The organism is Nonomuraea gerenzanensis, assembly GCF_020215645.1.
GTDB lineage: Bacteria > Actinomycetota > Actinomycetes > Streptosporangiales > Streptosporangiaceae > Nonomuraea > Nonomuraea gerenzanensis.
In genome coordinates, this window is sequence record NZ_CP084058.1 from 4,281,172 (window position 1) to 4,307,882 (window position 26,711).

A 26,711-nucleotide genomic window follows, 5' to 3' on the forward strand; every position below is an offset into this window, starting at 1 on the left:
AAGTGTTGGCGGTCGCCGACTCCGACTCGTATCTGAAATGGGCGGCCTGCCTGCTCGGTGACCTGCCTCCGGGCTGCGTCACGGAGCTGGTCGTGGTGCGCACGCCGATCGCCCCGTCCCCGGAGCAGATCGCGGCGGCGGTGAACGGCAGGGCGGCAGACCCGCCGCCGGTGCTGTCGGCGCGGTCCGTGCGGCGGCTGGCCGAGCGGACGCAGCCCGACGTGATCCTCGTGGCCTGCACGGGCCCCGTGGTGGACGTGCTGGTGGCCGAGGTGCTCGACGGGCTGCGCCCGCGGCCGGTCTTCGTCAGCGGGCTGCCCGGCATCTCGGTGCCTGCCACGGAGAAGGCGTGGATCTTCCGCAGCGGCTGCGACCTGTTCGTGGTGCACAGCGAGCGCGAGGTGGCCGAGTTCTCCCTGATCGCCGCCAGGCTCGGCGGGGGAGGGGCGGTGGGCCTGGCCCGGCTGCCGTTCCTGCGGCCCGAGCCGACCGCCGCGGGCGGCAACCGGGTCGTGTTCGCCACCCAGGCCAAGGTGCCCAGGGAGCGCGAGCAGCGCGAGCGGATCCTGCTGTCGCTGGCCGAGCTGGCAGGGCGGCGGCCCGACCTCGACGTGGTGGTCAAGCTGCGCGCCCTGGAGGACGAGCGGCAGACGCACAACGAGCGCTTCCACTACCAGCGGCTGTGGCGGGAGCTGGGCGAGCCGGGGCGGCTGCTGTTCGCGGCCGGCTCGATGCAGGAGCAGCTCCAGCAGGCGGCCGGGTTCGTGACGGTCAGCTCGACGGCGGCGCTGGAGGCCATCGCGATGGGCGTGCCGTCGCTGGTGCTGAGCGACTTCGGCGTGAGCGCCGAGATGATCAACCTGGTGTTCGAGGGCAGCGACCTGCTGGGCACTATGGACGAGCTGGCCGCGGGCGAGTTCCGTACCGCCTCGCCGGCCTGGTGCGCGGCCAACTACTTCCAGCCCGCCGAGGAGAACGACTGGGCGGGGCTGCTGGCCGGGCTGGTGGTCTCCCGGCCGCGGGTGCCCGCCACGTCGCTGCTCGACGGGCCGGAGCACGCGGCGGGGCGGCGCCGGGCCCGGCTCCGGGTGGAGGTGCCGCCCAAGATGTTGCGGGTGGGGTACCGGGCCAAGCGCCGCATGCGCCGCTACCTCAGATCGCTGACCTGATCTTCCTGCGGATCCTGGAGAGCGCGCTGGGCTTGTCGGTGACGAAGCCCAGCGTCTCCAGGCGCTTGCGCTTGAAGTAGCGCCGGTCGAAGTCGATGCCGTCCGGCCGCAGGTCCGGGTAGGTCTCGGCCTGCATGCAGTAGCCGACGGCCCGCACCAGCGCCTGCAGGTCGGTGACCGGCGGGCGCTCGATCTGCCCCTCGGGCGACAGCCTGGGCAGCATCGCGTCCACGATGGTGGCCGGGATGCGGTTGCTGTTCTCGTACGGGGTCAGCCGCTCCAGCACCAGGTCCGTGCCGTAGGAGGCCACCTGCAGCCCGAAGTAGCGCTGCGCGGTCACCAGCCCCGTGGAGAAGCAGCCCACCACCAGCTCGGGCCGCAGCGCCGCGAAGCACACCTCGGCGGGCACGCTCTCGCCCGCCACCGACAGCCGCACCCCTAACGGCCCGGCGGCGGCGCGCAGCAGCTGGGCGTGCCGGCGCCCGGCGGCCGGGTGCGGCTTGAACACGACGTCGGTCAGGCCGCGGGCGACCAGGGCCTTCAGCATGGTCTCGTGCAGCCCGGCCTCCTCCTCCGGCGTGAGCAGCTCCAGCGCCGACAGGTACTGGCCGAGGATGATCGCCTGCCCGGCCATCATGTCGGGCGCGGTGGCGGTGACGTCGTGCACGATCGACAGGAACCGCTCGTCGGGCAGGATCTCGGGGGCGACGCCGTACTCGCTGAGCAGGAGCGGCTTCAGCCCCGGCACCAGGTCGAGGTGGAGCAGCCGGCCGATGCGGCGGAAGATCTCCGCGGGCAGCGGGTCGCGGGTCGGGCCGTAGCTCATCAGCCCGTCGGAGTAGACCGTGATGGGGCAGTCGCGCACCAGGCCCGCGATCGTCCGCGCGGGCGGCACCGCGATCGACTCCAGCACCAGCTCCTCGACCCCGTCCAGGCCCCAGTGGGAGCGGATGAGCCGCTCCATCATGGGCACCTCGATGACGCGGGCCCGCCAGTCGGACGGGTGCAGCGGCGCGATCAGCTCGTTCCACGAGTGCACCTCGTCGAAGCGGGAGCGCAGCGCGGCGAAGCCGGGCGTCCTGTCCAGCGGCGCCGACACCTCGGGGATGGCCGCGTTGTTCGAGACGATCAGGACGCGACGGCCGGCGCCGAAGCGGCCCTCGTCGATGGCGGCCGCCAGCGACATCGCCCCGAACAACGTCGAGGCGTAGAAGACCTTCACCTTTAGGACTCCTCCCGGTCGCGGCGGACCCGGACGTGCGGGCTGGGGGGCAGATCGGGCACCAGGGCCCGCAGGATGGCCTCGCGTTCGACGGACATCCGCGACACCGACTCGGCCACCAGCTCCGGCGGCAGCGCCCGCACCATCTGCGCGCCGCGCGCCTCGAAACGGGAGCGCAGCGCCGGCGTGAGCCGGTCGCCGATCTCCAGGTGGTGGGCGAGCAGCGCGCAGAAGTTCCGCGCGGCCTTGGGCAGGAACTCCGGCTCCAGGTCCTTGAAGACCAGCTCGAACGCGTCGAAGAAGTGCAGCTGGCGCTCGTCGCCCACCTGCGTCAGCGACCCCGACACCATGCGCCGGTAGAACACCCCGGCCAGCGACGCCACCGCGAACGTGGCGGCCTCCCTGTGCAGCCGCCAGATCCACGGCCGGTCCTCGGCGGTGTGCAGGGAGCCGGGGAAGTGCAGCAGGTCGCCCAGCGAGCGCTTGTAGACGCCGGCCCAGGCGTAGGGGTAGTCCACCATCGTGCGCACGTTGGCCGGCAGGATGGCCTCGCGGGGGGCGAGCACCGAGCCCCGTCGCGCCAGCGGGGCCCGGTGCACGACCCGTTTGCGCCCTTCCACCTGCACGTGGTCGACGCGCACGAAATCGCAGCCGAGGCCGTCGATCGCCTCGACGAGCCGTGCCAGGTAGCCGGGCGCCAGCCAGTCGTCGCCGTCCATGAACGTGACGTACCGGCCGGTCGCGGCCGACAGGCCCGTGTTGCGCGCGTCCGCCAGCCCCACCGGAGCGGGGTTGCGGATCACGACCAGCCCGGGCAGCTCACCGATGAAGTCGTCGATGATGTCGCCCGTGGCGTCCACGGACCCGTCGTTCACGATGATGAACTCGAAGTCGCCGCGCGCGTTGCGGGACAGCGAGGTGAGCGCGTCGGCGATGAAGCGCTCGCCGTCCCTGATGGGCACGACGACCGAGAGCGTGATCAATGTTGTCGTTTCTTCCTGATGGGTTCCGGTCAGACGGTCACGCGCCGAAGGCGGGCCTTCGGCGCCTCCTCACCGGGGAAGACCCGCTTGACGCCGTCGCCCATGGCCTGCTCGATGATGCGGATGTCGCGCACGAGGTGCTCCAGGCCCGACGGCTCCAGCGAGGCGGCGTGGTCGGAGCCCCACATGGTGCGGTCGAGGGTGATGTGCCGCTCCACGGTCACCGCGCCGAGCGTGACCGCGGCCAGCGAGATCTGCAGGCCGCGCTCGTGGCCGGAGTAGCCGACCGGGACGCCGTAGCGCTCCTTGAGCGTGGTGATCGTCCGCAGGTTCGCCTCCTCGGGCGGCAGCGGGTACGTGGACGTGGCGTGCATCATGATCAGCTTGTCGGTGCCGAGGATCTCCACGGCGGCGTCGATCTCCGACAGCGTGGACATGCCGGTGGACAGGATGATCGGCTTGCCGGTCGCGGCCAGCGCGCGCAGCAGCTCGTGGTCGGCCACGCTGGCCGAGGCCACCTTGTGCACCAGGACGTTCATGTCCTCCAGGAACTCCACCGACGGCACGTCCCACGGCGAGGCGAACCAGTGCAGCCCGCGCTCGTCGCAGTACTTGGCGATCTGGGTGTACTCGTCGCGGCCGAACTCGGTGCGCTCCTTGTACTCCAGGTACGTCATCTCGCCCCACGGCGTCTGCCGGATCTGCCCCTTCTGCTCCTCGGGCACGCAGATCGCGGGGGTGCGCTTCTGGAACTTGACCGCCTGGCAGCCGGCCTCGGCGGCCACGTCGATGAGCTGCCTGGCCAGGTCGATGTCGCCGTTGTGGTTGATGCCGATCTCGCCGATGACGTACACCGGCTCGCCGTCGCCGACCAGCACGTCCCCGATCGCCACCGGGGCGAAGTGCGGCCGGGTGCGCACCGCGACAGGGGCGGGCTCCGGCGCCGGCCGGGCGGCCACCACCCGGTCGCACAGCTCGCGCACCGCGCCGGACCCGCCGGCGCTGGACAGCACCACCCGGGCGGCGGCGCGCACCCGCGGGTGGGCGTCGGGGGTGGCGACGGGCCAGCCGACCTCGCCCATCGGGCCCAGGTCGTTGACGTCGTTGCCGACGTAGGCGACGCGGGCCGGGTCCAGGCCCTCGATCCGCAGCCAGTCGGCCAGCACGGTGCGCTTGTCGGCCAGGCCCTGCAGCACGGGCACGCCGAGCTTGCGGGCGCGGGCGGCCACCACCGGGTTCTGCTCGGTGGACATGATCAGCACCTTCACGCCGGAGCGCTTCAGCAGCGAGACGCCCATCCCGTCGGAGCGGCTGACCAGCACCATCTCGCGGCCGTCGGAGTCGACGTAGGCGCGGTCGTCGGTGTGCACGCCGTCGAAGTCGGTGATGACGGCGTCCACGTCGATCGGCTCGGGCTGGTCGATGAACGGGGCGAGCGCTCGCACGAGCTCCAGGTCCTCCGGGTTGTCGATCTCGATGGCGTGCTTGGTGGGCACCGGCTGGACGGCGATCTCGCCGAAGAAGCGGTGGCCGTGCTCGCGCAGGCCGGCGGTGCGCATGACGTAGAAGGCGCCGTTCTCGCGGAACTCGGGCGCGCGGTCCTGGCGGCGCTGCCGGACGGCCGGGTCGTGGTTGACGCCGGCGCCGGTGGCCGTCCAGAGGAACTCGTGGGTGGGCAGCCCGGACACGACCGAGTCGGCCTCGCCGTCGAGCACCTTGCGCACCGCCGCCGACAGGTCGCCGGGGTCGATGAACGCACTGGTCGCCTGGACGAGCACGACGACCTCGGGGTCCTCGCCCAGGGCGTCGAGCGCGTGCAGCACCGCCGACTCGCTGGAGGCGGTCGCGCCGCTCAGCTCGGCCGGGCGCTGCACCACGGTCGCGCCCGCCTGCCTGGCGGTCTCGGCGATCCCGTCGTGGTCGGTGCTGACCACGACCTGGTCCACCAGCTCGGCGCGCAGGCAGGCGCGCACCGCGCGGGTGACCAACGGGACGCCCCCGACCAGGGCGAGGTTCTTCAGGGGTACGCCCGCCGAACCTCCGCGGGCGGGAACAACGGCCAGGACTCGCAAGGTGTGTCTCCTCAGTGCATCGGATTGCACCCAGAAGCTAGAGGGCCGGATTGAACGGCCAGCGTCACCACCATTAACTTTCCATGGGGATCCGGTAGAGCAACTCTGGCCGGCCCACCCCGCCGTACTGCGGGATGCGGGCCGCCACACCCAGCTCGACCAGGTATTCCAGGTACCTGCGTGCCGTCACGCGAGACACTCCGATCGCGTCGGCCACGGCCTGCGCGCCCATCCCCTCCGGGCGCTCACGCAACCTCGACACCACGGTGTCCAGAGTGTCGCGGGCCATGCCTTTCGGCAGCTCCGAGGGACCGCGCAGGGTGCCGAGCACCCGATCCACGTCGCCCTGCCCCACCGCGAGGCCCGCCTCCTCCTTGAACCGGGCGTAACGCGTCAGCTTCTCCGCCAGTGTCGCGAACGTGAACGGCTTGAGCAGGTACTGCGAGACTCCGAGCGACACCGCTGAACGGACCATGGCCAGATCGCGAGCGGAGGTGACCGCGATCACGTCGCACATGAGGCCGCCCGCCCGCACCGCGCGGCACACGTCCAGGCCGTGCATGTCGGGCAGGTAGAGGTCGAGCAGGATGAGGTCCACCTGCTGGTCCACGGGCCGCCCGCGTAGGAAGCGCAGCGCCTCCGCGCCCGACCTGGCCACCCCGGCGACCTGGAAGCCGGGCACCCGCTCGACGTAGATGCGGTTCGCCTCGGCGGTGATCTCCTCGTCCTCCACCACCAGCACGGAGATCATGGCCGCGGCAGCCTCACCGTGAACGCCGAGCCCTCGACCTCGATCGTGCCGCGCAGCCGCCGCACCGCCTGCCCCACCAGCGCCAGGCCCAGCCCGCGCCCGTCGCCCTTGGTGGTCCAGCCCTTGTCGAAGACGTCCTCGCCCGCCGGGCCTGGCCCGTTGTCGGACACCCTGATCAGCACCTGCCCCGCGCCCCCGCTCAGGTGCACCTCCACCCGGGTGGCCGCGTCGATCGCGTTGTCGATCAGGTTGCCCACGATCGTGACCAGCTCGCGGGCGTCCAGGCCGAGGTCGTCCAGCTCGCTGTCCTGGCTGATCACCAGCTCGGCGCCGCGCTCGGCCGCCTCGGCGCTCTTGCCCAGCAGCAGCGCCGCCAGCACCGGCTCGCGCACCGCGCCCACGACCCGGTCGGTCAGCTCCTGCGCGGCCCGCAGCTCCGCGGTGCCCAGCGCCACCGCCTGCTCGGTGCGGCCCAGCTCCACCAGCGTGATGACCGTGTGCAGCCGGTTGGCGGCCTCGTGCGCGGCCGAGCGCAGCGACTCGGCGAAGCCGCGCTCGGCGTCGAGCTGGCCCGTCAGCGCCTGCAGCTCGGTGTGGTCGCGCACGGTGACGACCGTGCCGAGCCTGCTGGCCGCGCTGTTGACGGCCAGCACGCGGTCGCCGACCAGGTGGATGCGCTCCTCGTCGGCGGCCAGCACCGCCTCCAGGCCCAGCTCCCGCACGTGCCGGCCCTCGGCGTCGGCGGGCAGGCCGAGCAGCAGCCGGGCGGCGTCGTTGCAGAGCGTCAGCGTGCCGTCCTGGCCGACCAGCAGCAGGCCCTCCCTGACGGCGTGCAGGACCGCGTCGTGGTGGGCGTGGATGCGGCCCAGCTCCACCGGGCCCAGGCCGTGCGTCTGGCGGCGCAGCCGCGCGGTCACCAGCCACGTGCCCGCCGCGCCCAGCCCGAGCGCCAGCGCCACGATGAGGCCGCCCCAGGCGAGCTGGTCGCGCAGCCTGGCGCTGATCCTGTCGATCGTGATCCCCGCGCTGACCAGCGCCCGCACCCGGCCGCCGGCCATGACCGGCGTCACCGCCCGCTTGGAGGCGCCCAGCGTGCCGGTGTAGGTCTCGGTGAACGTCTCGCCGCGCAGCGCCGGCTCGATGTGGCCGAGGAAGCGCTTGCCGATCTCGGCCTCGTTCGGATGGGTGTAGCGGGTGCCGTCCGGCTTCATGATCGTGATGAAATCGACCCCCGTCGCCGCCCGTGCCCGCTGCGCGTACGGCTGCAGCCGCGCCGTCGGGTCCCGCTCGTCCAGCGCCTCCAGCACGTCGGGGGAGGCCGCCACGCTGACCGCCACCGCCGTGGCCGTGGCCCCCGCCTCCTCCTGGAGCAGCTCGTGGGCCTGCAGCAGGGCCAGCAGCGCGCCGCCCGCCGCCGTGACGGCGACGACGAGCAGCTGCAGGACCAGCATCTGCCCTGCCAGGCTCCAGCGGCGCATCGGATTCCCCTCCATGTACGAAACTTACGCAATGGTGACCTGCATCACTCGTGAGGCGCATAGTCGCACGACGAGAAGGTCCCTCGAAAACCGCCGGAGAACCCCCCTATGCGCGATCGCACCCGCTATCTATACCTGGCCGTCATCGTGGCGGTCCTGCTCGGCATCCTGGTCGGCTTCATCTGGCCGGACGTGGGCAAGGAGCTCAAACCCCTCGGCACCGGCTTCGTGGCGCTGATCCAGATGGTGATCGGCCCCATCATCTTCTGCACGATCGTGCTCGGCATCGGCTCCGTACGCCAGGCGGCCCAGGTCGGCAAGGTCGGCGGGCTGGCCCTCGGCTACTTCATCGCCATGTCCACGGTCGCCCTGGTCATCGGCCTGATCGTGGGCAACGTCATCGACCCGGGCTCGGGGCTGCAGCTCACCGACACGGCCAGGCAGGCCGCCGAGGCGGAGGCGGCCAAGGGCGCCGACGCCAGCACCGTGGACTTCCTGCTCGGCATCATCCCCGAGACGGTCGTCTCGGCGCTCACCGACGGCTCGGTGCTGCAGGCCCTGCTGGTCGCCCTGCTCACCGGCTTCGCGCTGCAGGCCATGGGCCCCAAGGGCGCGCCGATCCTGCGCGGCGTGGAGCACTTCCAGCGGCTCGTGTTCCGCATCCTCGCCATGATCATGTGGGCGGCGCCGGTGGGCGCGTTCGGCGCGATCGCGGCCGTCGTGGGCGCCACCGGCATCGAGGCGCTCAAGAGCCTGGCCATCATCATGATCGCCTTCTACGTGACGTGCGTGCTGTTCGTCGGCGTGGTGCTCGGCGCGATCCTGTGGCTGGTGGCCCGGATCAACCTGTGGTCGCTGCTGCGCTACCTCGGCCGCGAGTTCCTGCTCATCCTGTCCACCTCCTCCTCGGAGACCGCCCTGCCGCGGCTCATCGCGAAGATGGAGCACCTGGGCGTGAGCAAGACCGTGGCCGGCATCACCGTGCCGACCGGCTACTCCTTCAACCTCGACGGCACCGCGATCTACCTGACCATGGCCACGCTGTTCATCGCCACGGCCACCGGCTCGCCGCTGGAGTTCGGGGAGCAGGTCGCGCTGCTGCTGTTCATGATGATCGCCTCCAAGGGCGCCGCCGGCGTCACCGGCGCGGGCCTGGCCACGCTGGCCGGCGGCCTGCAGGCGCACCGGCCCGAGCTGGTGGACGGGGTGGGCCTCATCGTGGGCATCGACCGCTTCATGTCCGAGGCGCGGGCGCTGACCAACTTCGCCGGCAACGCCGTGGCCACCGTGCTCGTCGGCACCTGGACCGGGGAGTTCGACCGGGAACGGGCGGAGCGGGTGCTGGCGGGGCAGGCGCCGTTCGACGAGGCCACGCTGCTGGACGACGACGACGCGGACGTGCCAGCCGGGCGGGACGGGCGGGACGAGCCTCGCGAGCCCGCCAAGGAGATGTCCCCGGCCTAACGTCCAGCGGGCGGCGGGGAGGGCTCAGAGGCCTCCCCGCCGCTCTCCGGCGTGCGCCTCCCCGCCGGTGCCGGCGTCAGGGCTTGCGGCCGATCCCCGCGTACGCCATCCGCGCCAGGTCCTCGTCCACGAAGACCGGGTTGAGCGGGTCGTGGAACGGCCAGACCTGGTGGTCGGGCAGCCCCGTGGCCAGCCCGGGCGGGATCAGCTCGAAGTCGCCGAAGAAGGCCGCGATCTCGGTGCCCGCCCGGGGCGTGAAGTCGGCGTTGGCCTTGCGGTAGAACTCGCTGACCTGCGCCGCCCGCTCCGTGGCCACGTCGTTGGTGACGTGCGAGATCGCCAGGTAGCTGCCGGGCGCGAGCGCGTCGCGGTAGGCGGCCATGAACCGCTGCGGCTCGTCCTGCTCGGTGATGAAGTGCAGGACGAACATCATCAGCACGGCCACCGGCCGGTCGAAGTCGATCAGGCCGCGCACCTCGGGGTCGGACAGGATCTCCTCCGGCCTGCGGCAGTCGCCCAGCACCATCGCCACCCGGTTCGGGTCGGCCAGCAGCGCCCTGCCGTGCGTGGCCACCACCGGGTCGTTGTCCACGTACACCACCCTGGCCTCGGGTGCGTGGCGCAGCGCCACCTCGTGCACGTTCTCCTGCGCCGGCAGGCCGGAGCCCAGGTCGAGGAACTGGGTGACGCCCTGCCGGCAGAGGTACTGCACCACCCGGCCGATCAGCGCGCGGTTCTCCCTGGTGCCGTCGCGGACCTCGGGCATCACGCTCAGCACCATGTCACCGAGCTCCCGGTCGGCCTTGAAGTTGTCCTTGCCGCCGAGGAAGTAGTCATACATCCGCGCCGCGTTGGGGATGTGGGGGTTCACGCCCTGCGGCGCCTGCTCCGTCATGAAACCATGATCCACGACCATGGTTCCGGAAATCTACTCGAACGCCATCGGAAGCCGCAGAACGAACCGGGCGCCGCCTGGGCAGTCCTCCACGCGGATCTCGCCGCGGTGCGCCATGGCCACATCGCGCGCGATGGCCAGGCCGAGGCCCGTGCCGCCCGCGTCGCGGCTGCGGGCGGCGTCGAGGCGGGTGAAGCGCTCGAAGATGCGCTCGCGGTCGCACTCGGCGATCTCCATGCCGTCGTTCTCGACCGCCAGCACCGCCGTGTCCGGCTCCTGCCTGCGGACGGTGACCTTCACGCTGTGCTCGGCGTGCCGCTGGGCGTTGTCCACCAGGTTCGTCAGGACCCTGGCGAGCTGCAGCCGCACGGCCTCCACCACGACCCCCTCGGCCAGCTCCACCCGCACGGGCAGCTTGTCGCTGCGGACGGCGAGCTCCTTGCGCACCAGGTCGGCCAGGTCGACGCGCTCCTTGACGACGTCCACCCGGGAGCCGATCCTGGCCAGCAGCAGCAGGTCGGTGATGATCGCCTCCAGCCGGTCGGTGTCGCGCAGCGCGCTGCGCACCAGCGCCTCCATGTCGGTGTCGTCCGGGTAGAGCTGGGCGCTCTCCAGCTGGGCGCGCAGCCCGGCGATCGGGGTGCGCAGCTCGTGGGAGGCGTCGGAGGCGAACTGGCGCTGCTGCTCGGCGGAGCGTTCCAGGCGGGTCAGCGTGCTGTTGACCGAGCGGGCCAGCTCGGCCACCTCGTCGTCGCCGGGCGGCTGCGTGACGCGGTGGCTGAGGTCGCCGGCGTGCACGGCGTCCAGCTCGGCCCGCATGGTCGCCACCGGCCGCAGCGCCCGGCCGGTGACCAGCCACGTCGCCCACGCCGTCACCCCGATGAGCAGGCCGACCTCGGCGAACACGATGACCTCGAGCGTCCTGCTGGACAGCACCTCCGGGGAGCTGCGGCCCGCGTAGACGACGGGGGAGTCGGTGAACATGCTGACCCGCACCGCCGTCAGGTGCACGCACTCGGTCGGCAGGCAGCTGGTGGTGCTGACGACCCGGTTCCTGGCCGTCGGGCGCACGTCGCTGAGCGGCGGCAGGTTCCTGGCGGCGTCGCTCGTGGCCAGGATCCGCCCGTCGGGCCCCACCACCTGGATCAGGTCCACCGTCGGGTGCGGCACCGGGATGGCGGCGCCCATGGGCAGGGCGCCGCCGCGCATCTCGTAGGCGACCCGCTCGGCGGTGTCCCTGGTCTCGCTGAACACGGCGGCGGTGATCACCGACCTGGTCACCAGGACTCCGGCGATGCCCACGGGGATGAGCACGAGGGCGGCTACGGCCGTCGCGATGAGGGTGACGCGTCCCCGCAGGGACCTGGCCCACCAGGGTGCCATCTCACGAGGCTACCGAGAGTGATCTCCGACAATTGCCGCGTAACGGGAAAGCTTTCGCCAATCCCCTCAGCGCTGGAGCCACACCGTGGTGTCCGGCGGGATCGTGCCGTCGTCAGGCAGCGGGCCGCTGGACAGCAGCACCTCGCCGGCCAGGTCCAGGCGCACCGGCTCCTCGCCGGTGTTGAGCACCACGACCAGGCCCGGGTCGCGCTCGATGGCCAGCACGTCCTTGGGGGCGTCGAGCCACGTCAGCGTGCCGCCGCCGAGCGCCGGGTGCTGCTTGCGCAGCTTGAGCGCGGCCCGGTAGAGGTTCAGCGTGGAGCCGGGGTCGTCCTCCTGGGCCTCGGCCGACAGCGCCGCCCACTCGGCCGGGATCGGCAGCCACGGGTCGCGCCAGCCGAGGTCGCCGGTGGACGTCCAGGGCAGCGGCACCCGGCAGCCGTCGCGGCTCTCGCCCCTGCGCAGGAACGCCGGGTCCTGGCGCAGCTCGTCCGGCAGGTCGAGCACCTCGGGCAGGCCCAGCTCCTCGCCGTTGTAGAGGTAGGCCGAGCCGGGCAGGGCCAGCATGAGCAGGGTGGCCGCGCGGGCGCGGGCAAGGCTGCCGTGCCGGGTGACGTGGCGCGGCTTGTCGTGGTTGGACAGCACCCAGGTGGTGGGCGCGCCCACCAGGTCGGCCTCGCGCAGCGACTTCTCGATGACCGTACGGAACGACTTGGCGTGGAAGTCGGCCATCATGAACTCGAAGTTGAACGCCTGGTGCAGCTCGTCCGGCCCCACATAGCGGGCCAGCCGCTCGGGCGAGGACACCCACGCCTCGGCCACGGCCATGCGCCCGCCAGGGTAGGAGTCGAGGATCGGCCGCCACTCGCGGTAGATGTCGTGCACGCCGTCCTGGTCGAAGTACGGCACCCGCTCGTCGCCCAGCATCTCGGCCTGCGGGCCGTCCTTCTGGCCCACGTCGGGCAGGCCCTCGGCCTTGATCATGCCGTGCGCCACGTCCACCCGGAAGCCGTCCACGCCCCGGTCGAGCCAGAAGCGCAGGACGTCGCGGAATTCGGCGCGCACCTCGGGATTGTCCCAGTTGAGGTCAGGCTGCTCGGGGGCGAACAGGTGCAGGTACCACTGGCCGTCCTCGACCTGCGTCCACGCGGGCCCGCCGAAGATGGACTCCCAGTCGTTGGGCTGGTCGCGGAAGACGTACCGGTCGCGCAGGCCGGCCTTGAACCAGGGGTGCTGGTCGGAGGAGTGGTTCGGCACCAGGTCCACGATGACCCTGATGCCCAGGCCGTGCGCCTCGGAGACGAGGGCGTCGAAGTCGGCCAGCGTGCCGAACATCGGGTCCACGTCCCGGTAGTCGGCCACGTCGTAGCCGCCGTCGGCCATGGGGGAGGTGTAGAAGGGGCTCAGCCAGATGGCGTCCACCCCGAGCCGGGAGAGGTATCCCAGGTGCTGACGGACGCCTTCGAGGTCGCCCATGCCGTCGCCGTTGGCGTCGGCGAAGCTGCGCGGGTACACCTGGTAAACGACGGCGTCACGCCACCAGTCGTCGTTGCCGAGCATGGTTGTCCTTCCCCCGGGGCGGTGATGTTCCGGTCAACGATGTCGCGATCACCCGCGAACGGTCAAGCGCAAGTTTCGGAAACTTGCGGACCGCGTCCCTAGCATATGAACGTTCAGCAGCGAGGTCAGCCGGGGTGAACCGGATGTGGATCAGGTAACGCTCTTTCGCAAGTTCTTCCAATTCTTGCAAAGAGCCGCTAACGTCCCGGAAACGTTCAAGCTTTCTTCCCCGGCGGCGGCGCGTGCGGCGCCGCCGTTTCCTCGGTGACCTCAGGAGGTCCTCCATGCGCATGCGGGCTCTGGGAGTGGCAGCACTCGCGACCCTGGCGTTCGCCGCGACAGCGTGCGGTAGCTCCCCGTCGGCCGCGCCGACGGCGGCCCCGGGCACGTCCGCCCCGGCCTCGGCCTCCGCCGCCGCCGGCGGTGGCGCCCTCGTGATCTGGGCCGACCCGCTGCGCGTCAAGCCGCTGCAGCCCTTCGCCGAGCAGTTCGGCACCGAGAACGGCGTGACCGTCGAGGTGAAGGAGATCAGCAAGGACAACCAGATGACCTTCCTGACCGCCTCCCAGCAGGGCAGCGGCCCGGACATCGTGATCGGCGCGCACGACTGGATCGGCAACCTGGTGCAGAACGGCGCCATCGACCCCGTCACGCTCACCGAGGAGCAGAAGGCGTCGTTCTCCCCGAAGGCCATCCAGGCGGTGACGTTCAACGGCCAGATCTACGGAGCCCCGTACGCGCTGGAGAACATCGCCCTGATCCGCAACACCGACCTCGCCCCCGACGCGCCCGCCACGATCGAGGAGATGATCGGCAAGGGCAAGGAGCTGAAGGAGGCCGGCAAGGTCAAGGAGGTGCTCTGCATCCCGGTCGGCCAGAAGGGCGACGCCTTCCACGTCTACCCGATCTTCGCCTCCGGCGGCGGCGCGCTGTTCGGCACCACCGCGAGCGGCGACCCCGACCCCAAGCAGGTGCTGCTCGGCTCCGAGGACTCCGTCAAGGCGTTCGGCAAGCTCAAGGAGCTGGGCGAGAAGGGCGACGGCGCGCTGCGCACCTCGCTGACCAACGAGAACTACATCGTCAACTTCGCCGGCGGCAAGTGCGCCTACCTCGTCTCCGGCCCGTGGGCGATCAGCGAGGTGAAGAAGGGCGGCATCAAGTACGACATCAGCGCCGTCCCCGCGTTCAAGGACGGCAAGCCCGCCACCCCGTTCGTCGGCGTGCAGAGCTTCTTCGTCGCCTCCAAGGGCAAGAACAAGGCCCTGGCCCAGGAGTTCGTCGCCAACTACGTGACCAACAAGGACGTCGCCAAGGCCCTCTACGACGCCGACCCGCGGCCCCCGGCGCTGACCGCCGCGCTGGAGGAGGTCAAGGCGAGCGACCCCGACGCCGTCAAGTTCCTGGACGCCGGCAAGGACGGCATGCCGATGCCCGCCATCCCCGAGATGGCCGCCATCTGGGAGCCGTTCGGCATCGCCGAGAACGCCGTGGTCAAGGGCGGCGACGCCGCCAAGGCCGCCACGGCGGCGCAGAAGGCCATCGACGGCTCGCTCAAGAACTGACGACATGGCTCTCGACGTGCGTCAGGCCGCTCCCGCCCCGGTGCGGGAGCGGCCCCGCCGGGAGACCACCACGGCGTTCGTGGTCAGCAGGATCGTGGTGCTCTCCGTGGCGGCCGCGATCCTGCTCTACGCCGTGCCGCCGCTGGTCGCCACCGGGTCGTGGGTCGCGCTCGGGCTGCTGTGCGCCGTGAGCGCGGCCATCGTCTACCTCTACCTGACCCGGCGCTTCATCCCGGCCAAGTACCTCATCCCCGGCACCGTCTTCCTCATCGCCTTCCAGGTGTTCCCGGTCGTCTACACGGTCACCACCGCGTTCACGAACTTCGGCGACGGGCACCGCGGCGACAAGGCCGCCGCCGTCACCGCCATCGAGACCGGCTCGGTACGGCAGGCGCCCGGCTCGCCCGAGTACACCCTCTCCGTCGCGCTGCGCGGCGAGGAGCTGGTCTTCCTGCTGGTGGACCCGGCGACCAAGCGGGTCTCGCTGGGCACCGCCGACGGGCTGACCCCGCTGGACGGCGCCAAGGTCGGCGTCACCGGCAAGGTGCTCACCGCGCCCGGCCTGACCGTGCTCAAGGCGCCCGAGGCCGCCGCGCGCGGGCCGGAGATCACCGCCCTGGCCGTGCCCACCGACGACGGCGTGATCAAGGCGAACGGCCTCAGCCGCGCCGTCGAGGGCAAGGCCGCGCTGGTGTACGACGCCGCGTGCGACTGCGTACGCGGCGACGGCGACACCTGGACGGCCGACGAGAGCCAGGGCTACTTCGTCAACGCCACGGGCGAGCACCTGGCCCAGGGCTGGCAGGTCAACGTCGGCCTGGACAACTTCGCCCGGGTGCTGACCAACCCCACCATCTCCGGATACTTCGCGGGAGTGCTGGGCTGGAACCTCGCCTTCGCGCTGGCCTCCGTGCTCGGCTGCTTCGGGCTCGGCATGGGCGTCGCCCTCGCGCTGCACCACCCCCGCATGCGCGGCACCAAGATCTACCGGATCGTGCTGATCCTGCCGTACGCGATGCCCGCCTTCGCCATGCTGCTGGTCTGGCGGGACATGTTCAACCGCGACTTCGGCCTGATCAACCAGCTGCTCGGCGCCGAGATCGACTGGCTCGGCCAGACCGGCACCGCCAGGCTCGGCGTCATCCTGGTCAACATCTGGCTCGGCTTCCCGTACATGTTCCTCGTCACCACCGGCGCGCTGCAGGCCATCCCGCGCGAGCTGACCGAGGCCGCCTCCATCGACGGGGCCACCCCGTTCAAGGCGTTCCGCCGGGTGACGCTGCCGCTGCTGCTCGTCGCGCTGACGCCGCTGCTGATCTCGGCGTTCGCTTACAACTTCAACAACTACAACGCCATCGCGCTGACCACCGACGGCGGCCCGTTCCCCGCCGACAGCCCGCAGGTGGGCAGCACCGACCTGCTCATCACCTACACCTTCAGGCTGGCCTTCGGCGCGGGCGGCGCGCAGTTCGGCTTCGCGGCGGCGATCTCGGTGTTCATCTTCGCCATCGTGGCCGTCATCTCGACGGTGGCGTTCCGCCGCACCCGCAAGCAGGAGGAGGTCTACGCGTGAGGATGACGCTCCGGCACGGCTTCGTGCTCGTCGTGTGCGCGTTCGCGGTGTTCCCGATCCTGTTCGTGCTGTCGGCGGCGATCAACCCGATGGGCACGCTGGCCTCCACCGAGCTGCTGCCCACGGGCGCGAGCCTGAACAACTTCGCCAACCTGCTGGCCTCCGACACCTATCCGTTCGGCCGGTGGTTCTTCAACTCGGTGTTCATCGCGCTGGTCTCGTCGTTCGCCAGCCTGCTGCTGTCGATGTTCGCCGCGTACGCCTTCAGCCGCATGCGCTTCGCCGGCCGCCGGATCGGCATGATGGCGCTGCTGCTCATCCAGATGTTCCCGCAGTTCCTGGCCATCGTGACGATCTTCATGATCTTCACCGAGGTGACGGAGCTCTACCCCGCCTTCGGCTTCAACACCGTCTGGGGGCTCCTGCTGCTCTACCTCGGCGGCGCGCTCGGCGTGAACACCTGGCTGATGAAGGGCTTCCTCGACACCGTGCCCAAGGAGCTGGACGAGGCCGCCACCGTGGACGGCGCCACGCACGCCCAGATCTTCTGGCGCGTCATCATGCCGCTGGTCACGCCGATCCTCGCGGTCACGGCGCTGCTGGCGTTCATCGGCGTCATGAGCGAGTTCCTCATGGCGAACGTGTTCCTGCGCGACCCCGAGAGCAAGACCCTGGCCGTCGGCATGTTCGGCATGATCGCCGGCGACCACCGCAACGCGAACTTCGGCATGTTCGCCGCCGGCACGCTCATTACCGCCGTTCCCACGGTCGGTGTGTTCCTCTGGTTGCAGAAGTACATCGTCTCCGGCCTGACCGCCGGAGCAGTCAAGGGGTAGGTGCAGTGCTGGGATTCCTGGGGGAGCCGCACCATGACGGCTCGGCTCTGTATGTCTCCGACCAGCGGCCCGAGCTGGGCGCGCGCGTCACGCTGTGGCTGCGCGCGCCGCTGGCCGCCGGCGTCACCGCCGTGCACGTGCGCGCGGTGCACGACGGCGAGCCGCGCTACTTCGAGGCCGCGGTGGACGGCGCCCGCGAGGCCGCCGGCGGCTACGGCCGGACCGACGTGTGGTGGCGGGCCGAGATCACCGCGGTCAACCCCGTCACCCCGTACCGCTTCCTGCTGCACACCGCGCGCGGGCAGCGCTGGCTGACCGCGGCCGGGCTCGCCGCGCACGACCTCACCGACGCCGGCGACTTCCGCCTCGTCTGCCACCAGGCCCCGCCGGAGTGGATGTCCGACGCGATCGTCTACCAGATCTTCCCCGACCGCTTCGACCGCTCGCACCCCATGGGCGAGGTGCCCGACTGGGCGCTGCCCCGCGACTGGGACCGCGACCCGGTGATCCCGGCCGGCCCCGGCACCGCCGAGCAGTTCTACGGCGGCGACCTCGACGGCATCGCCCGGCGCGTCGACCACATCCAGAGCCTCGGCGCCGACACCGTCTACCTCACGCCGATCTTCCCCGCCCGCTCCAACCACCGCTACAACGCCTCCACCTTCGAGCGTGTGGACCCGCTGCTCGGCGGCGACGAGGCGCTGCACCGCCTGTCCGGCGAGCTGCACGCGCGCGGCATGCGGCTGCTCGGCGACATCACCACCAACCACACCGGCGACACGCACGAGTGGTTCACCGCGGCCGTCTCCGACGTGAACGCGCCGGAACGCGAGATGTTCTACTTCGACCCGGTGACGGGCGACTACGAGGCCTGGTGGGGCTTCAAGACGCTGCCCAAGCTCAACTGGGGCAGCGAGCTGGTGCGCGCCGGCATGACGGCCGTGCTGAAGAAGTGGCTCGGTCCGTTCGACGGCTGGCGCGTGGACGTGGCCAACATGACCGGCAGGCGCGGCGCCGACGACTACGCGATCGAGGTCGCCGCCCGGCTGCGCGCCGCGGTCGGCCCCGAGTACGCCTTCATCGCCGAGCACAACCACGACGCCACCCGCGACCTCGACCGCGACGGCTGGCAGGGCACCATGAACTACGGCGGCTTCACCCGCCCCGTGTGGACCTGGCTGCGCGGCCCCGACTGCGACCTGGAGCACTTCCTCGGCACGCCGGGCGGGGTGCCGACGCGCGACGGCACCGCCGCGCTGGCCGCGTTCAGGTCGTTCGCCTCCCAGATGTCGTGGCGCTCGCTCGTGCACTCCTGGCAGCTGCTCGACTCCCACGACACGCCCCGCGTACGCACCGTGACCGGCTCGCGCGAGCGCCACCTGCTCGCCGCCGGCCTGCAGGCCACGCTGCCCGGCACGCCCATGATCTTCGCCGGCAGCGAGTACGGCCTGACCGGCGTCAACGGCGAGCACTCCCGCACTCCGATGCCCTGGAACCGGCCCGCCGACCAGGACCTCGGCACGCTGGCCGGCTACCGCGACCTGTTCGGGCTGCGCCGGGCCGAGCCCGCCCTGCGCCACGGCGGCCTGCGCTGGCTGCACGCCGACGCCGACTGCCTGGTGTTCGCGCGCGAGACGTACGAGGAGACGATCCTCGTGGCCGCCCGCCGCGCGCCCGGCGAGCCGCTCGCCATCGGCACGCACGCGACGGGCCTGTACAACGCCGAGGACGGCGACGTCATACCGGGTGCGGGACCTTCGCTGAGCATGTGGCGCGTCACGCGCTGATCACGCTACGGTGGCCCCTGCTGACTCCTCCGTCCCAACTAGATAGTGGTGTGCTCGTATGAGGTTGCTGTCCGTGGCCGTCCTGGCCTCGCTCCTGCCTGCCGTACCGTCCACTGCCTACGCGGCCGCTGCGGGCACCACCTACTACGTGGACTCCCGGGGAGGTGACGACGCCGCGGCCGGCACCAGCGCCGGCACCGCGTGGAAGTCCCTGGAGAAGCTGGCCGCCGCCGAGCTCAAGCCCGGCGACACCGTCGCCGTCAAGCGCGGCGGCAGCTTCACCGGCCCGCTCACGCTGGAGTCCAGCGGCACCGCCGCCCAGCCCATCACGATCAAGGCGTACGGCAGCGGCGCGCTCCCCAAGATCAGCGGCAGCGACGCCGACTGCGTCGTGGTCAAGGGCAACCACTGGGCCATCAGCGGCCTGCACGCCTCCAACTGCCGCTGGGCGGGCTTCCAGCTCGACGGCGACCACAACGAGCTGCGCGGGGTGAAGGCCGACCGCAACATCGCCGGCGTCTTCGTCACGCCCTCCGGCTCGCGCAACACCATCCGCGACAGCGTCCTGACCGACAACAACCGGATGAGCGTCAACGACGACGGCGGCGACGACGACTCCGGCGCCTTCGGCGTGCTCCTCAACGGCGACGACAACGTGGTCACCGGCAACACCATCTCCGGCAGCTTCGCCAGGAGCGCCGACTACGGCACCGACGGCGCCGCCGTCGAGATCTTCAACGGCGACCGCAACCGGGTCACCCACAACGTCTCCAGGAACAACGAGACGTTCACCGAGCTCGGCGCCCAGAAGGGCAAGACCGCCACCGGCAACCTCTTCGCCTTCAACGTCGTCACCTCCTCCCGCAGCCGCGGCTCCTTCCTCATCACCCGCGGCTCCCGCCACATCGTCGGCCCGGTCAAGGGCACGATCGCCGTGCACAACTCCGTCTACCTGCCCGCCAGGGACACCATCGGCTGGTCCTGCCACGACGGCTGCTCCCCGTCCATCCTCAAGCTGCGCAACAACGTCATCGCGGTCGGCGGGGAGGCCGGCTGGGAGGACGGCGCGGGGGCCGACGAGGACGGCGGCGTCTACCAGGGGCGCACCGCCAGGTTCAAGCTGGGGCCCAAGTCGGTGATGGCCGATCCCAAGTTCGTCTCCCGGACCGACCTGCGGCTGCGGCCGGGGTCGCCCGCGCTGGGGCGCGGGGTGGCGCTGACGCCCCAGTGGTACGGCGGCAAGGCGTTCGGCAGGGACATCAAGGGCAAGGCCCTGTCGGGCCCGCTGGACGCGGGGGCCTACCAGCACTGACGCTCTAGTATGGCCTCGTGTTCTCCGATGTGCGCCAGCCGCTGGTGCGGCAGCTCGCCGAGTCCGACGCGCCCCGTCACTACTGGCACCTGGGCGACGAGGATGGGCGGGCCTGGCTGTTCGAGAGCGTCGAGGGTGACAACCGCGAGCAGTGGGCCGTGCGGCAGGTGGAGGTGGGCGCCGACAGGGGCGCCCGCCGTTACTGGTGGCGGCACCTTCAGGACGAGTACGGCTTCCTGACCGACCAGCCGCTGGAGGTCTGGGAGCTGACCGAGATCCCCCAGGAGCTGTTCGAGTCCGTCTGGGAAGCGGCCGGCTGAAGCCCGCCGGCGCCTGGCCGAGGCCGGTCGGCCACCTCCCTACCTGGACAGCCCCGCCACGCCGTCGATGATCAGCCGGATGGCCGTGTCGAAGTCGCGCTCGACCTCCTCGGCCGGCAAGTGCCCCGTCGTCTCGGCGATGACGAAGCCCGTGACGAAGGCGTGCAGCACGTCGCTCGTCCGCCGCAGCTCCGGCTCCGGCACCCCGGCCAGGCGCAGGATGCGGTAGAGGGTCTGCCAGATGACGAGCCCCCGGTCCGCGATGATCTCGGGGTGGTTGTGCAGGTGGTGCCACATGGCCGGATGCTCCAGCGCGTTGCGGTGGTAGGCCAGGGCCAGCGCCCGCAACTGCTCCTGCCAGGGTGAGCCGTCGTCCGGCGGCAGCTCCATGCGCTGCGCGGCCGTTGCGCACAGGAGCCTGATCAGCGCCTCTTTGTTCTCCACGTGGTGGTAGAGCGACATCGGGTTGACGTCCAGCTCGGCCGCCAGTTTGCGCATGGACAACCCCGCCACGCCGCCCTCGTCCATGAGACGCAGGGCGGTGGTGCTGATCTCTTCGAGAGTCAGGGGTGCGCCCCTGCGCGCGCTCACGGCCATACACCGTATGGTAGCGTCAGCCATACGGTGTATGGCTATGGAAGGGAGCACTCATGGCTCGGATCCCCGCCCCTCAGGGCCTGCCGCTCGTGGGCAACACGCTGCAGATCCCCTCGGACGCGCCCGTGGAGCACTTCGTCAAGGTCGCCTCCCGGTACGACGAGGGCATCTTCCAGCTGGAGATCGCCGGCCGCCGGGTCATCATGGTCTACGACCCCGACATGGTGGCCGAGGTGTGTGACGAGAGCCGTTTCGTCAAGCGGCTCAGACCGCCCCTGACGATCGTGCGCGACTTCGGCGGCGACGGCCTGTTCACGGCCGACCACGACGAGCCGGTGTGGGGTCACGCGCACCGCATCCTGATGCCGGCCTTCAGCCAGCGCTCGATGAAGGCGTACTACCCGCAGTTCCTGGAGGTCGCCAAGCAGCTCGTCACGTCGTGGGCGGCCCGCCAGGGGGAGGACCTGCCCGTCGCCGACGACATGACCAGGCTGACGCTCGACACGATCTCGCTGACCGGGTTCGGCTACCGGTTCAACTCCTTCGACTCGCCCGAGCTGCACCCGTTCCTGCAGGCCATGGGCGGGGCGCTGACCGAGGCCATGCACCGCAACCAGCAGCTGCCGTTCGTCACCAAGCTGAAGAAGCGCAACGAGGAGACCTACCAGCGCGACATCGCCACCATGCAGGCCCTCGTGGACGAGGTGATCAAGCAGCGCCGCGCCGAGGGCGGCGGGGGCAGCAAGGACCTGCTCGGGCTGATGCTGGAGGCGTCGGACCCGCAGAGCGGCGCCCGCCTGTCGGATGAGAACATCCGCAATCAGGTCCTCACCTTCCTCATCGCCGGCCACGAGACCACCAGCGGCCTGCTCTCCTTCGCGCTGTACAACCTGCTGCGCGAGCCGCACCTGCTGGCCCGCGCGTATGAGGAGGTGGACCGGCTGCTGCCGGGCGACGAGCCGCCGGCGTACGAGACGATCATGAAGCTGGACGTCATCCCCCGCATCCTGGAGGAGACGCTGCGGGTCTGGTCGCCGATCCCCGTCTTCGGCGTGACCGCCGTCCAGGACACCATGATCGGCGGCTACCTCATCCCGAAGAACCAGAGCGTCGGCGTGCTGCTGCCGCCGCTGCACCGCAGCGCCAAGGCGTGGGAGCAGCCGGACGAGTTCGACATCGACCGCTGGCTGCCGGAGAACAGGAAGCGGCACCACCCGGGCGCGTACAAGCCGTTCGGCAACGGCGAGCGGGCCTGCATCGGGCGGCAGTTCGCGCTGACCGAGGCCAGGCTGGCCCTGGCGCTGATCCTGCGGCGCTTCGCCCTGTCCGACCCGAACGTCTACCGCATGAAGACCAAGCAGACGCTCACCCTCAAGCCCGACGGGTTCACGCTGCGGGTGCGCGAGCGGCGCGCGCACGAGCGGGCCGTGGCGACCGCGCTGCCCGAGCAGGAGAGCGAGCAGCGGGACGTCGCGGTGACCGGCGTGCCGCTCACCGTCGCCTACGGCTCCAACCTGGGCACCAGCTCCGACATCGCCGAGCGGCTGGCCGAGCGGGCCGGGCGGGCCGGGTTCGCCGTCACGCTGACCACGCTGGACGAGCTGGCGCCGCCGTCCGAGGGGCTGCTGATCGTGGTGGCCTCCTCCTACAACGGCAAGGCGCCCGACAACGCCCAGCGCTTCGACGAGCTGGAGACGCTGCCCGACCTGTCCGGGGTGCGGCTGGCCGTGCTGGGCTGCGGGAACACTCAGTGGCCGACGTACCAGGACTTCCCGCGGCGCGCGTACGAGAAGCTGACGGCGGCGGGGGCCGTCCCGCTCGTCGAGCGGGGCGAGGCCGACACGGACGGCGACTTCGACGGCGACGTGTCCGCGTGGACGGCCCGGCTGTGGGCGGCGCTGGCCGAGGAGTACAGCGCCTCCTCTGATCTGGGCGCGGGGGCGGCCGGGCCGCGCTACGAGATGGAGGTGCTCACCGAGACCGAGGTCAGGCCGTCGGTGGTGTCGGAGCGGGCGTTCCCATTGACCGTGATCTCCAACGAGGAGCTGACCGGCGACCCCGAGGGGCTGTGGGACTTCTCGGTCGAGGCGCCGCGCCCCGGCGTGCGCTCCATCGTCGCCAGGCTGCCGGAAGGGGTGACGTACGCGGCGGGCGACCACGTGGCCGTCTTCGCCAAGAACGACCCCGAGCTGGTGGAGTGGGCGCTGCGCTGCCTGCGCGTCCCCCGCGAGCAGGTCGTACGGCTGCGCGCCGCCGGCGCCACCCACCTGCCCGTGGACACGCCGGTCACGGCCGGGCTGCTGCTGACCGAGTTCGCCGAGCTGCAGGAGGTGGCCACCCGCGCCGACCTGGAGGCGCTGGCCGCGCACACCGCGTGCCCGTGGACCAACGGGCAGCTCGCCGAGCTGACCGCGAGCTACGCCGACGAGATCCTCGCCAAGCGCGTCTCGACGCTGGCGCTGCTGGAGCGCTTCCCGGCGATCGAGCTGCCGCTGCCGGTGTTCCTGGAGCTGGCCGGGCCGATCAAGCCGCGTTACTACTCGGTCTCCTCCTCGCCGCTGGCCGACCCCGGCACGGTACGCCTCACCGTCGGCCTGGTCGAGGGCCCCGCCTGGTCCGGCACCGGCACCTACCAGGGCATGTGCTCGGCCTATCTGGCCGGGCTGAGGCCGGGCGAGGTCTTCTACGGCTACATCCGCGTGCCCGCGCCGCCGTTCCGGCTGCCGGACGACCCGGCCACGCCGGTGATCCTCGTCGGCCCCGGCACCGGGTTCGCGCCGCTGCGCGGCTTCCTGGAGGAGCGGGCGCTGAGCGGGGCGAGCGGGCGGGCCGAGGTGTTCACCGGGTGCCGCCATCCCGAGCACGACCTGCTGTACGCCGGCGAGCTGGCCGCCTGGGAGGCGGCCGACCTGGTGCGGGTGCATCGGGCGTACTCGGCGGTGGCGGGGCATCCGTACCGGTTCGTGCAGGAGGCCGTGGCGGATCGGGCGGAGGAGGTGTGGGAACTGCTGGAGCAGGGGGCGCACGTGTACGTCTGCGGTGACGGGCTGCGGATGGCGCCCGCCGTACGGCAGGCCCTGCTCGACATCCACCGCAGCAGGACCGGTGACGAGGACGGCGCGGCGTGGCTGGCCCGGCTGGAGGCGGACGGGCGTTACCAGCAGGACGTGTTCGCCTGACCTGCGGGCACGCGGGCTCCGGTCCCCACGGCCGGAGCCCGCGGCGCTGGGAAGCCCGGCGGAAAACCTCAACTTCCCTTTATCGACAATCCGGACTTAACACTGCATCTTGGGATATAACCGCAGCACGCGCGACATATCCGTGGAACATGCTCGAAACCTTTCCACGGCACTGTGAGAGCCTCTGGAAAGGGGGCGGACATGCTGCTGCGACTGAGGGTGTCGTTGCCCGACCGGCCGGGTGGTCTCGGCCAGGTCGCCAAGGCGCTGGGTGCGCTGGGAGCGGACATCCTGCAGGTCACCGTGCTCGAACGCGAGGCCGGCAGGGCCGTGGACGACTTCACCGTCTCCTGGCCCGGGCCGGTGACCGCCGCCGAGGCACGCGAGCGGCTGTCCGCCATGCCCGGCGTGCGGGTGGAAGGCGTGTGGGCGACCAAGGAGGTGCCCGGCTCGGCGCCCGACTACGACCTGCTGATGCACGTGGCCGCCGAGCCCGCCAGGGGTTTCGCCACGCTCGTGGACGCCCTGCCCGCCTTGTGCGGCGCGGAGTGGTCGGTGGCCGTGGCCGACGGCGCCGTGCGGCACGCCTCGCTGGCCGCGCCCAGCGAGTTCGACCTGCCGGAGTCGCCGCCGCGGGCCATCTGCGTGGACGCCAAGGAGGTGCGGCTGATGTTGCTGCCCGTGCTCACCGCCGGGATGCACGTGGTGGTGGCGCGGGCCGAGGGGCCGGTCTTCCACCGCGCCGAGGTCGAGCGGGCCGCGCGCATCGTGGACGTGGTCTCGAAGCTGGCGGCGCGCGCCTCCTGAGGGGATGATTGACCGAACAATCATCTGGTCACTAACGTGGGCCTCCTGCATCGTGTGAGCAACAGGAGCAGCCCGTGACCGTGCACGAGCCCGCCATCGGCCGCTACTACGAGGACTTCACCGTAGGGGACGTCTACCAGCACCCGATGGGCCGCACGATCAGCGAGACGGACAACACCTGGTTCACGCTCCTGACGATGAACACGAACCAGAACCACTTCAACGCCCACCTCGCGGCCAGATCGCCCACCGGAAAGATCATCGTCAACTCGGGGCTGAGCGTGGCCGTCGTGCTCGGCCTGTCCGTCATCGACGTCAGCCAGACCGCGATCGTCAACCTGGGCTGGGACGGCATCAAGCTCACCCATCCCGTGTTCGTGGGCGACACCCTGTACGCGGAGTCGAAGGTGACCGGCAAACGCGAGTCGAAGTCGCGGCCGTACGCCGGGATCGTCACCTGCTACACCCGCGGGCTCAACCAGGACGGCGACGAGGTCATGTCCTGGACCCGGACCGTCATGGTCTACAGGCGCGACGCCCCGCACGACAAGGGCTACTTCCCCCAGGCCAGGACCGGCCCGCTCTGAGGAGGCGCACATGGACTTCGAGCTGACCGACGAGCAGAGGGCGTTCCGCGAGACCCTGCGCGCGTTCGTGGACAAGGAGATCGTGCCGGTCGCGACCGAGTGGGAGCACTCCGGGCGCTATCCCGCCGAGATCGTCGACAAGATGAAGCAGATGGGGCTGTTCGGCCTGTCCGTGCCCGAGGAGTACGGCGGGATGGCGGCCGACATGGTGTCGTTCGCGCTGGTCTTCGAGGAGATCGCGCGCGGCTGGATGGGCGTGGCGGGCACGATCGGCTCCCACTCGCTGGCCTGCTGGATGATCGCCCGCCACGGCACCGAGGAGCAGAAGCGGCTGCACCTGCCCGACCTGGCCGCAGGCACCCGGCGTACCGCGATCGCGCTGACCGAGCCGGGCGCCGGCACCGACCTGCAGGGCATCCAGACACGCGCCGTCCGCGACGGCGACCACTACGTGGTGACCGGCACCAAGACGTGGATCACCAACGCCCGCCACGCCGACCCGCTGCCCGTGCTCGTCAAGACCTCGATCGCCGAGCCCGCCCACAAGGGCATGTCGGTGCTGCTCGTGGACCCCTCCACGCCGGGCTTCAGCGTCAGCCGCGACCTGCCCAAGCTCGGCTACAAGGGCACCGAGACGTGCGAGGTGGTGCTCGACGAGGTGCGCGTGCCGCTCTCCTGCCTGCTCGGCGGCGTCGAGGGGCGCGGCATGCAGCAGGTGCTCGGCGGGCTGGAGATGGGCCGCGTCAACATCGCCGCGCGCGCCGTCGGCGTCGCCCAGGCCGCCTACGACGCCGCGCTCGCCTACGCCCGTGAGCGCACCGCCTTCGGCCAGCCGATCTCCGACTTCCAGGCCATCCAGCTCAAGCTCGCCGACATGGCCACGGAGATCCAGGCCGCCCGGCTGCTCACGTACTGGGCCGCGTCCCAGGCCGACGGCGGCAGGCGGGTGGACATGGAGGCGGGCATGGCCAAGTACTTCGCCTCGGAGGTGGCGCTCAAAGCGTCGCTGGAGGCGATGCGCATCCACGGTGGGTACGGGTACTCGCAGGAGTACGTGGTCGAGCGGCTCTACCGGGACGCGCCGCTGATGGCGATCGGCGAGGGCACCAACGACGTGCAGCGCATGGTCATCGCCCGCGCGCTCGTCTCGGGGAAGGGCAAGGTCGGCTGGTAG

At 71.3% G+C, this 26,711-nt stretch carries 21 protein-coding genes; 12 read left to right on the top strand and 9 right to left on the bottom strand.

Features of this window, described 5'->3' with window-relative positions; translation table 11 throughout:
- Positions 1–2: 2 nt before the first annotated feature.
- A complete protein-coding gene (locus tag LCN96_RS20375) occupies positions 3–1,169 on the top strand; it encodes a DUF6716 putative glycosyltransferase (protein WP_225276018.1) in 1,167 nt (388 codons plus the stop codon).
- Here LCN96_RS20375 and LCN96_RS20380 read toward each other — a convergent pair.
- From LCN96_RS20380 to LCN96_RS20400, 5 genes are all read right to left on the bottom strand, one after another.
- Positions 1,153–2,391, bottom strand: a complete 1,239-nt coding sequence (locus tag LCN96_RS20380) for an alpha-2,8-polysialyltransferase family protein (protein ID WP_225274441.1) — start codon at positions 2,389–2,391, stop codon at positions 1,153–1,155. The two genes, LCN96_RS20375 and LCN96_RS20380, sit on opposite strands and share 17 nt — an antisense overlap.
- A gap of 2 nt (positions 2,392–2,393) precedes the next feature.
- The gene (locus LCN96_RS20385) at positions 2,394–3,374 is read right to left on the bottom strand and encodes a glycosyltransferase family 2 protein (protein ID WP_225274442.1); all 981 of its coding nucleotides are present in this window, start codon (positions 3,372–3,374) and stop codon (positions 2,394–2,396) included.
- Between the two features lie 29 nt (positions 3,375–3,403).
- A complete protein-coding gene (locus LCN96_RS20390; RefSeq protein ID WP_225274443.1) occupies positions 3,404–5,446 on the bottom strand; it encodes an N-acetylneuraminate synthase family protein in 2,043 nt (680 codons plus the stop codon).
- 73 nt (positions 5,447–5,519) lie between these two features.
- A complete protein-coding gene (locus LCN96_RS20395) occupies positions 5,520–6,197 on the bottom strand; it encodes a response regulator (protein ID WP_225274444.1) in 678 nt (225 codons plus the stop codon).
- Positions 6,194–7,690 carry a sensor histidine kinase gene (locus LCN96_RS20400; protein WP_225274445.1) on the bottom strand — a complete coding sequence of 499 codons (1,497 nt, stop codon included), beginning with the start codon at positions 7,688–7,690 and terminating at the stop codon, positions 6,194–6,196. Before LCN96_RS20400 ends, LCN96_RS20395 begins: the two co-directional genes overlap by 4 nt.
- A 93-nt stretch (positions 7,691–7,783) precedes the next feature.
- Here LCN96_RS20400 and LCN96_RS20405 point away from each other — a divergent pair, with 93 nt between their 5' ends.
- Entirely contained in the window at positions 7,784–9,139 is a 1,356-nt protein-coding gene (locus LCN96_RS20405) for a cation:dicarboxylate symporter family transporter (RefSeq protein ID WP_225274446.1), read from the top strand.
- A 76-nt stretch (positions 9,140–9,215) separates the two neighbouring features.
- Here the strand turns inward: LCN96_RS20405 and LCN96_RS20410 are convergent, their stop codons facing one another.
- From LCN96_RS20410 to LCN96_RS20420, 3 genes are all read right to left on the bottom strand, one after another.
- Positions 9,216–10,034 (bottom strand): SAM-dependent methyltransferase, encoded by an 819-nt coding sequence (locus LCN96_RS20410; RefSeq protein WP_225274447.1) that lies wholly within the window; start codon positions 10,032–10,034, stop codon positions 9,216–9,218.
- A gap of 33 nt (positions 10,035–10,067) precedes the next feature.
- Complete coding sequence (locus LCN96_RS20415; protein ID WP_225274448.1) at positions 10,068–11,417, bottom strand: HAMP domain-containing sensor histidine kinase; 1,350 nt, start codon at positions 11,415–11,417, stop codon at positions 10,068–10,070.
- Positions 11,418–11,483: 66 nt separating this feature from the next.
- Positions 11,484–12,977, bottom strand: coding sequence for a glycoside hydrolase family 13 protein (locus LCN96_RS20420; protein WP_225274449.1), 1,494 nt, complete (start codon positions 12,975–12,977; stop codon positions 11,484–11,486).
- Positions 12,978–13,261: 284 nt separating this feature from the next.
- On the opposite strand from LCN96_RS20420, the gene LCN96_RS20425 reads away from it, so the two are divergent.
- Genes LCN96_RS20425 through LCN96_RS20450 form a run of 6 tightly spaced genes read left to right on the top strand, consistent with a single transcriptional unit; the run spans position 13,262 to position 20,367 of the window.
- Positions 13,262–14,539: a sugar ABC transporter substrate-binding protein gene (locus LCN96_RS20425; RefSeq protein ID WP_225274450.1), complete on the top strand. Its 1,278-nt coding sequence runs from the start codon at positions 13,262–13,264 to the stop codon at positions 14,537–14,539.
- 4 nt (positions 14,540–14,543) lie between these two features.
- A complete protein-coding gene (locus tag LCN96_RS20430; RefSeq protein ID WP_225274451.1) occupies positions 14,544–16,112 on the top strand; it encodes an ABC transporter permease subunit in 1,569 nt (522 codons plus the stop codon).
- A gap of 2 nt (positions 16,113–16,114) precedes the next feature.
- A complete protein-coding gene (locus LCN96_RS20435) occupies positions 16,115–16,948 on the top strand; it encodes a sugar ABC transporter permease (protein ID WP_225276019.1) in 834 nt (277 codons plus the stop codon).
- Positions 16,949–16,953: 5 nt separating this feature from the next.
- Positions 16,954–18,735, top strand: a complete 1,782-nt coding sequence (locus LCN96_RS20440) for a glycoside hydrolase family 13 protein (protein WP_225274452.1) — start codon at positions 16,954–16,956, stop codon at positions 18,733–18,735.
- 58 nt (positions 18,736–18,793) lie between these two features.
- Positions 18,794–20,047, top strand: a complete 1,254-nt coding sequence (locus LCN96_RS20445) for a NosD domain-containing protein (protein WP_225274453.1) — start codon at positions 18,794–18,796, stop codon at positions 20,045–20,047.
- Positions 20,048–20,064: 17 nt separating this feature from the next.
- Complete coding sequence (locus LCN96_RS20450) at positions 20,065–20,367, top strand: hypothetical protein (protein WP_225274454.1); 303 nt, start codon at positions 20,065–20,067, stop codon at positions 20,365–20,367.
- Between the two features lie 39 nt (positions 20,368–20,406).
- Here LCN96_RS20450 and LCN96_RS20455 read toward each other — a convergent pair whose 3' ends face one another.
- On the bottom strand, positions 20,407–20,964 hold the full coding sequence (locus LCN96_RS20455; RefSeq protein WP_225274455.1) for a TetR/AcrR family transcriptional regulator: 558 nt from the start codon (positions 20,962–20,964) through the stop codon (positions 20,407–20,409).
- 53 nt (positions 20,965–21,017) lie between these two features.
- On the opposite strand from LCN96_RS20455, the gene LCN96_RS20460 reads away from it, so the two are divergent.
- From LCN96_RS20460 to LCN96_RS20475, 4 genes are all read left to right on the top strand, one after another.
- The gene (locus tag LCN96_RS20460) at positions 21,018–24,143 is read left to right on the top strand and encodes a bifunctional cytochrome P450/NADPH--P450 reductase (RefSeq protein ID WP_225274456.1); all 3,126 of its coding nucleotides are present in this window, start codon (positions 21,018–21,020) and stop codon (positions 24,141–24,143) included.
- Positions 24,144–24,344: 201 nt separating this feature from the next.
- On the top strand, positions 24,345–24,950 hold the full coding sequence (locus LCN96_RS20465) for an ACT domain-containing protein (protein ID WP_225274457.1): 606 nt from the start codon (positions 24,345–24,347) through the stop codon (positions 24,948–24,950).
- Between the two features lie 74 nt (positions 24,951–25,024).
- Positions 25,025–25,537, top strand: coding sequence for a MaoC family dehydratase (locus LCN96_RS20470; protein ID WP_225274458.1), 513 nt, complete (start codon positions 25,025–25,027; stop codon positions 25,535–25,537).
- Positions 25,538–25,547: 10 nt separating this feature from the next.
- Positions 25,548–26,711: an acyl-CoA dehydrogenase family protein gene (locus LCN96_RS20475; protein ID WP_225274459.1), complete on the top strand. Its 1,164-nt coding sequence runs from the start codon at positions 25,548–25,550 to the stop codon at positions 26,709–26,711.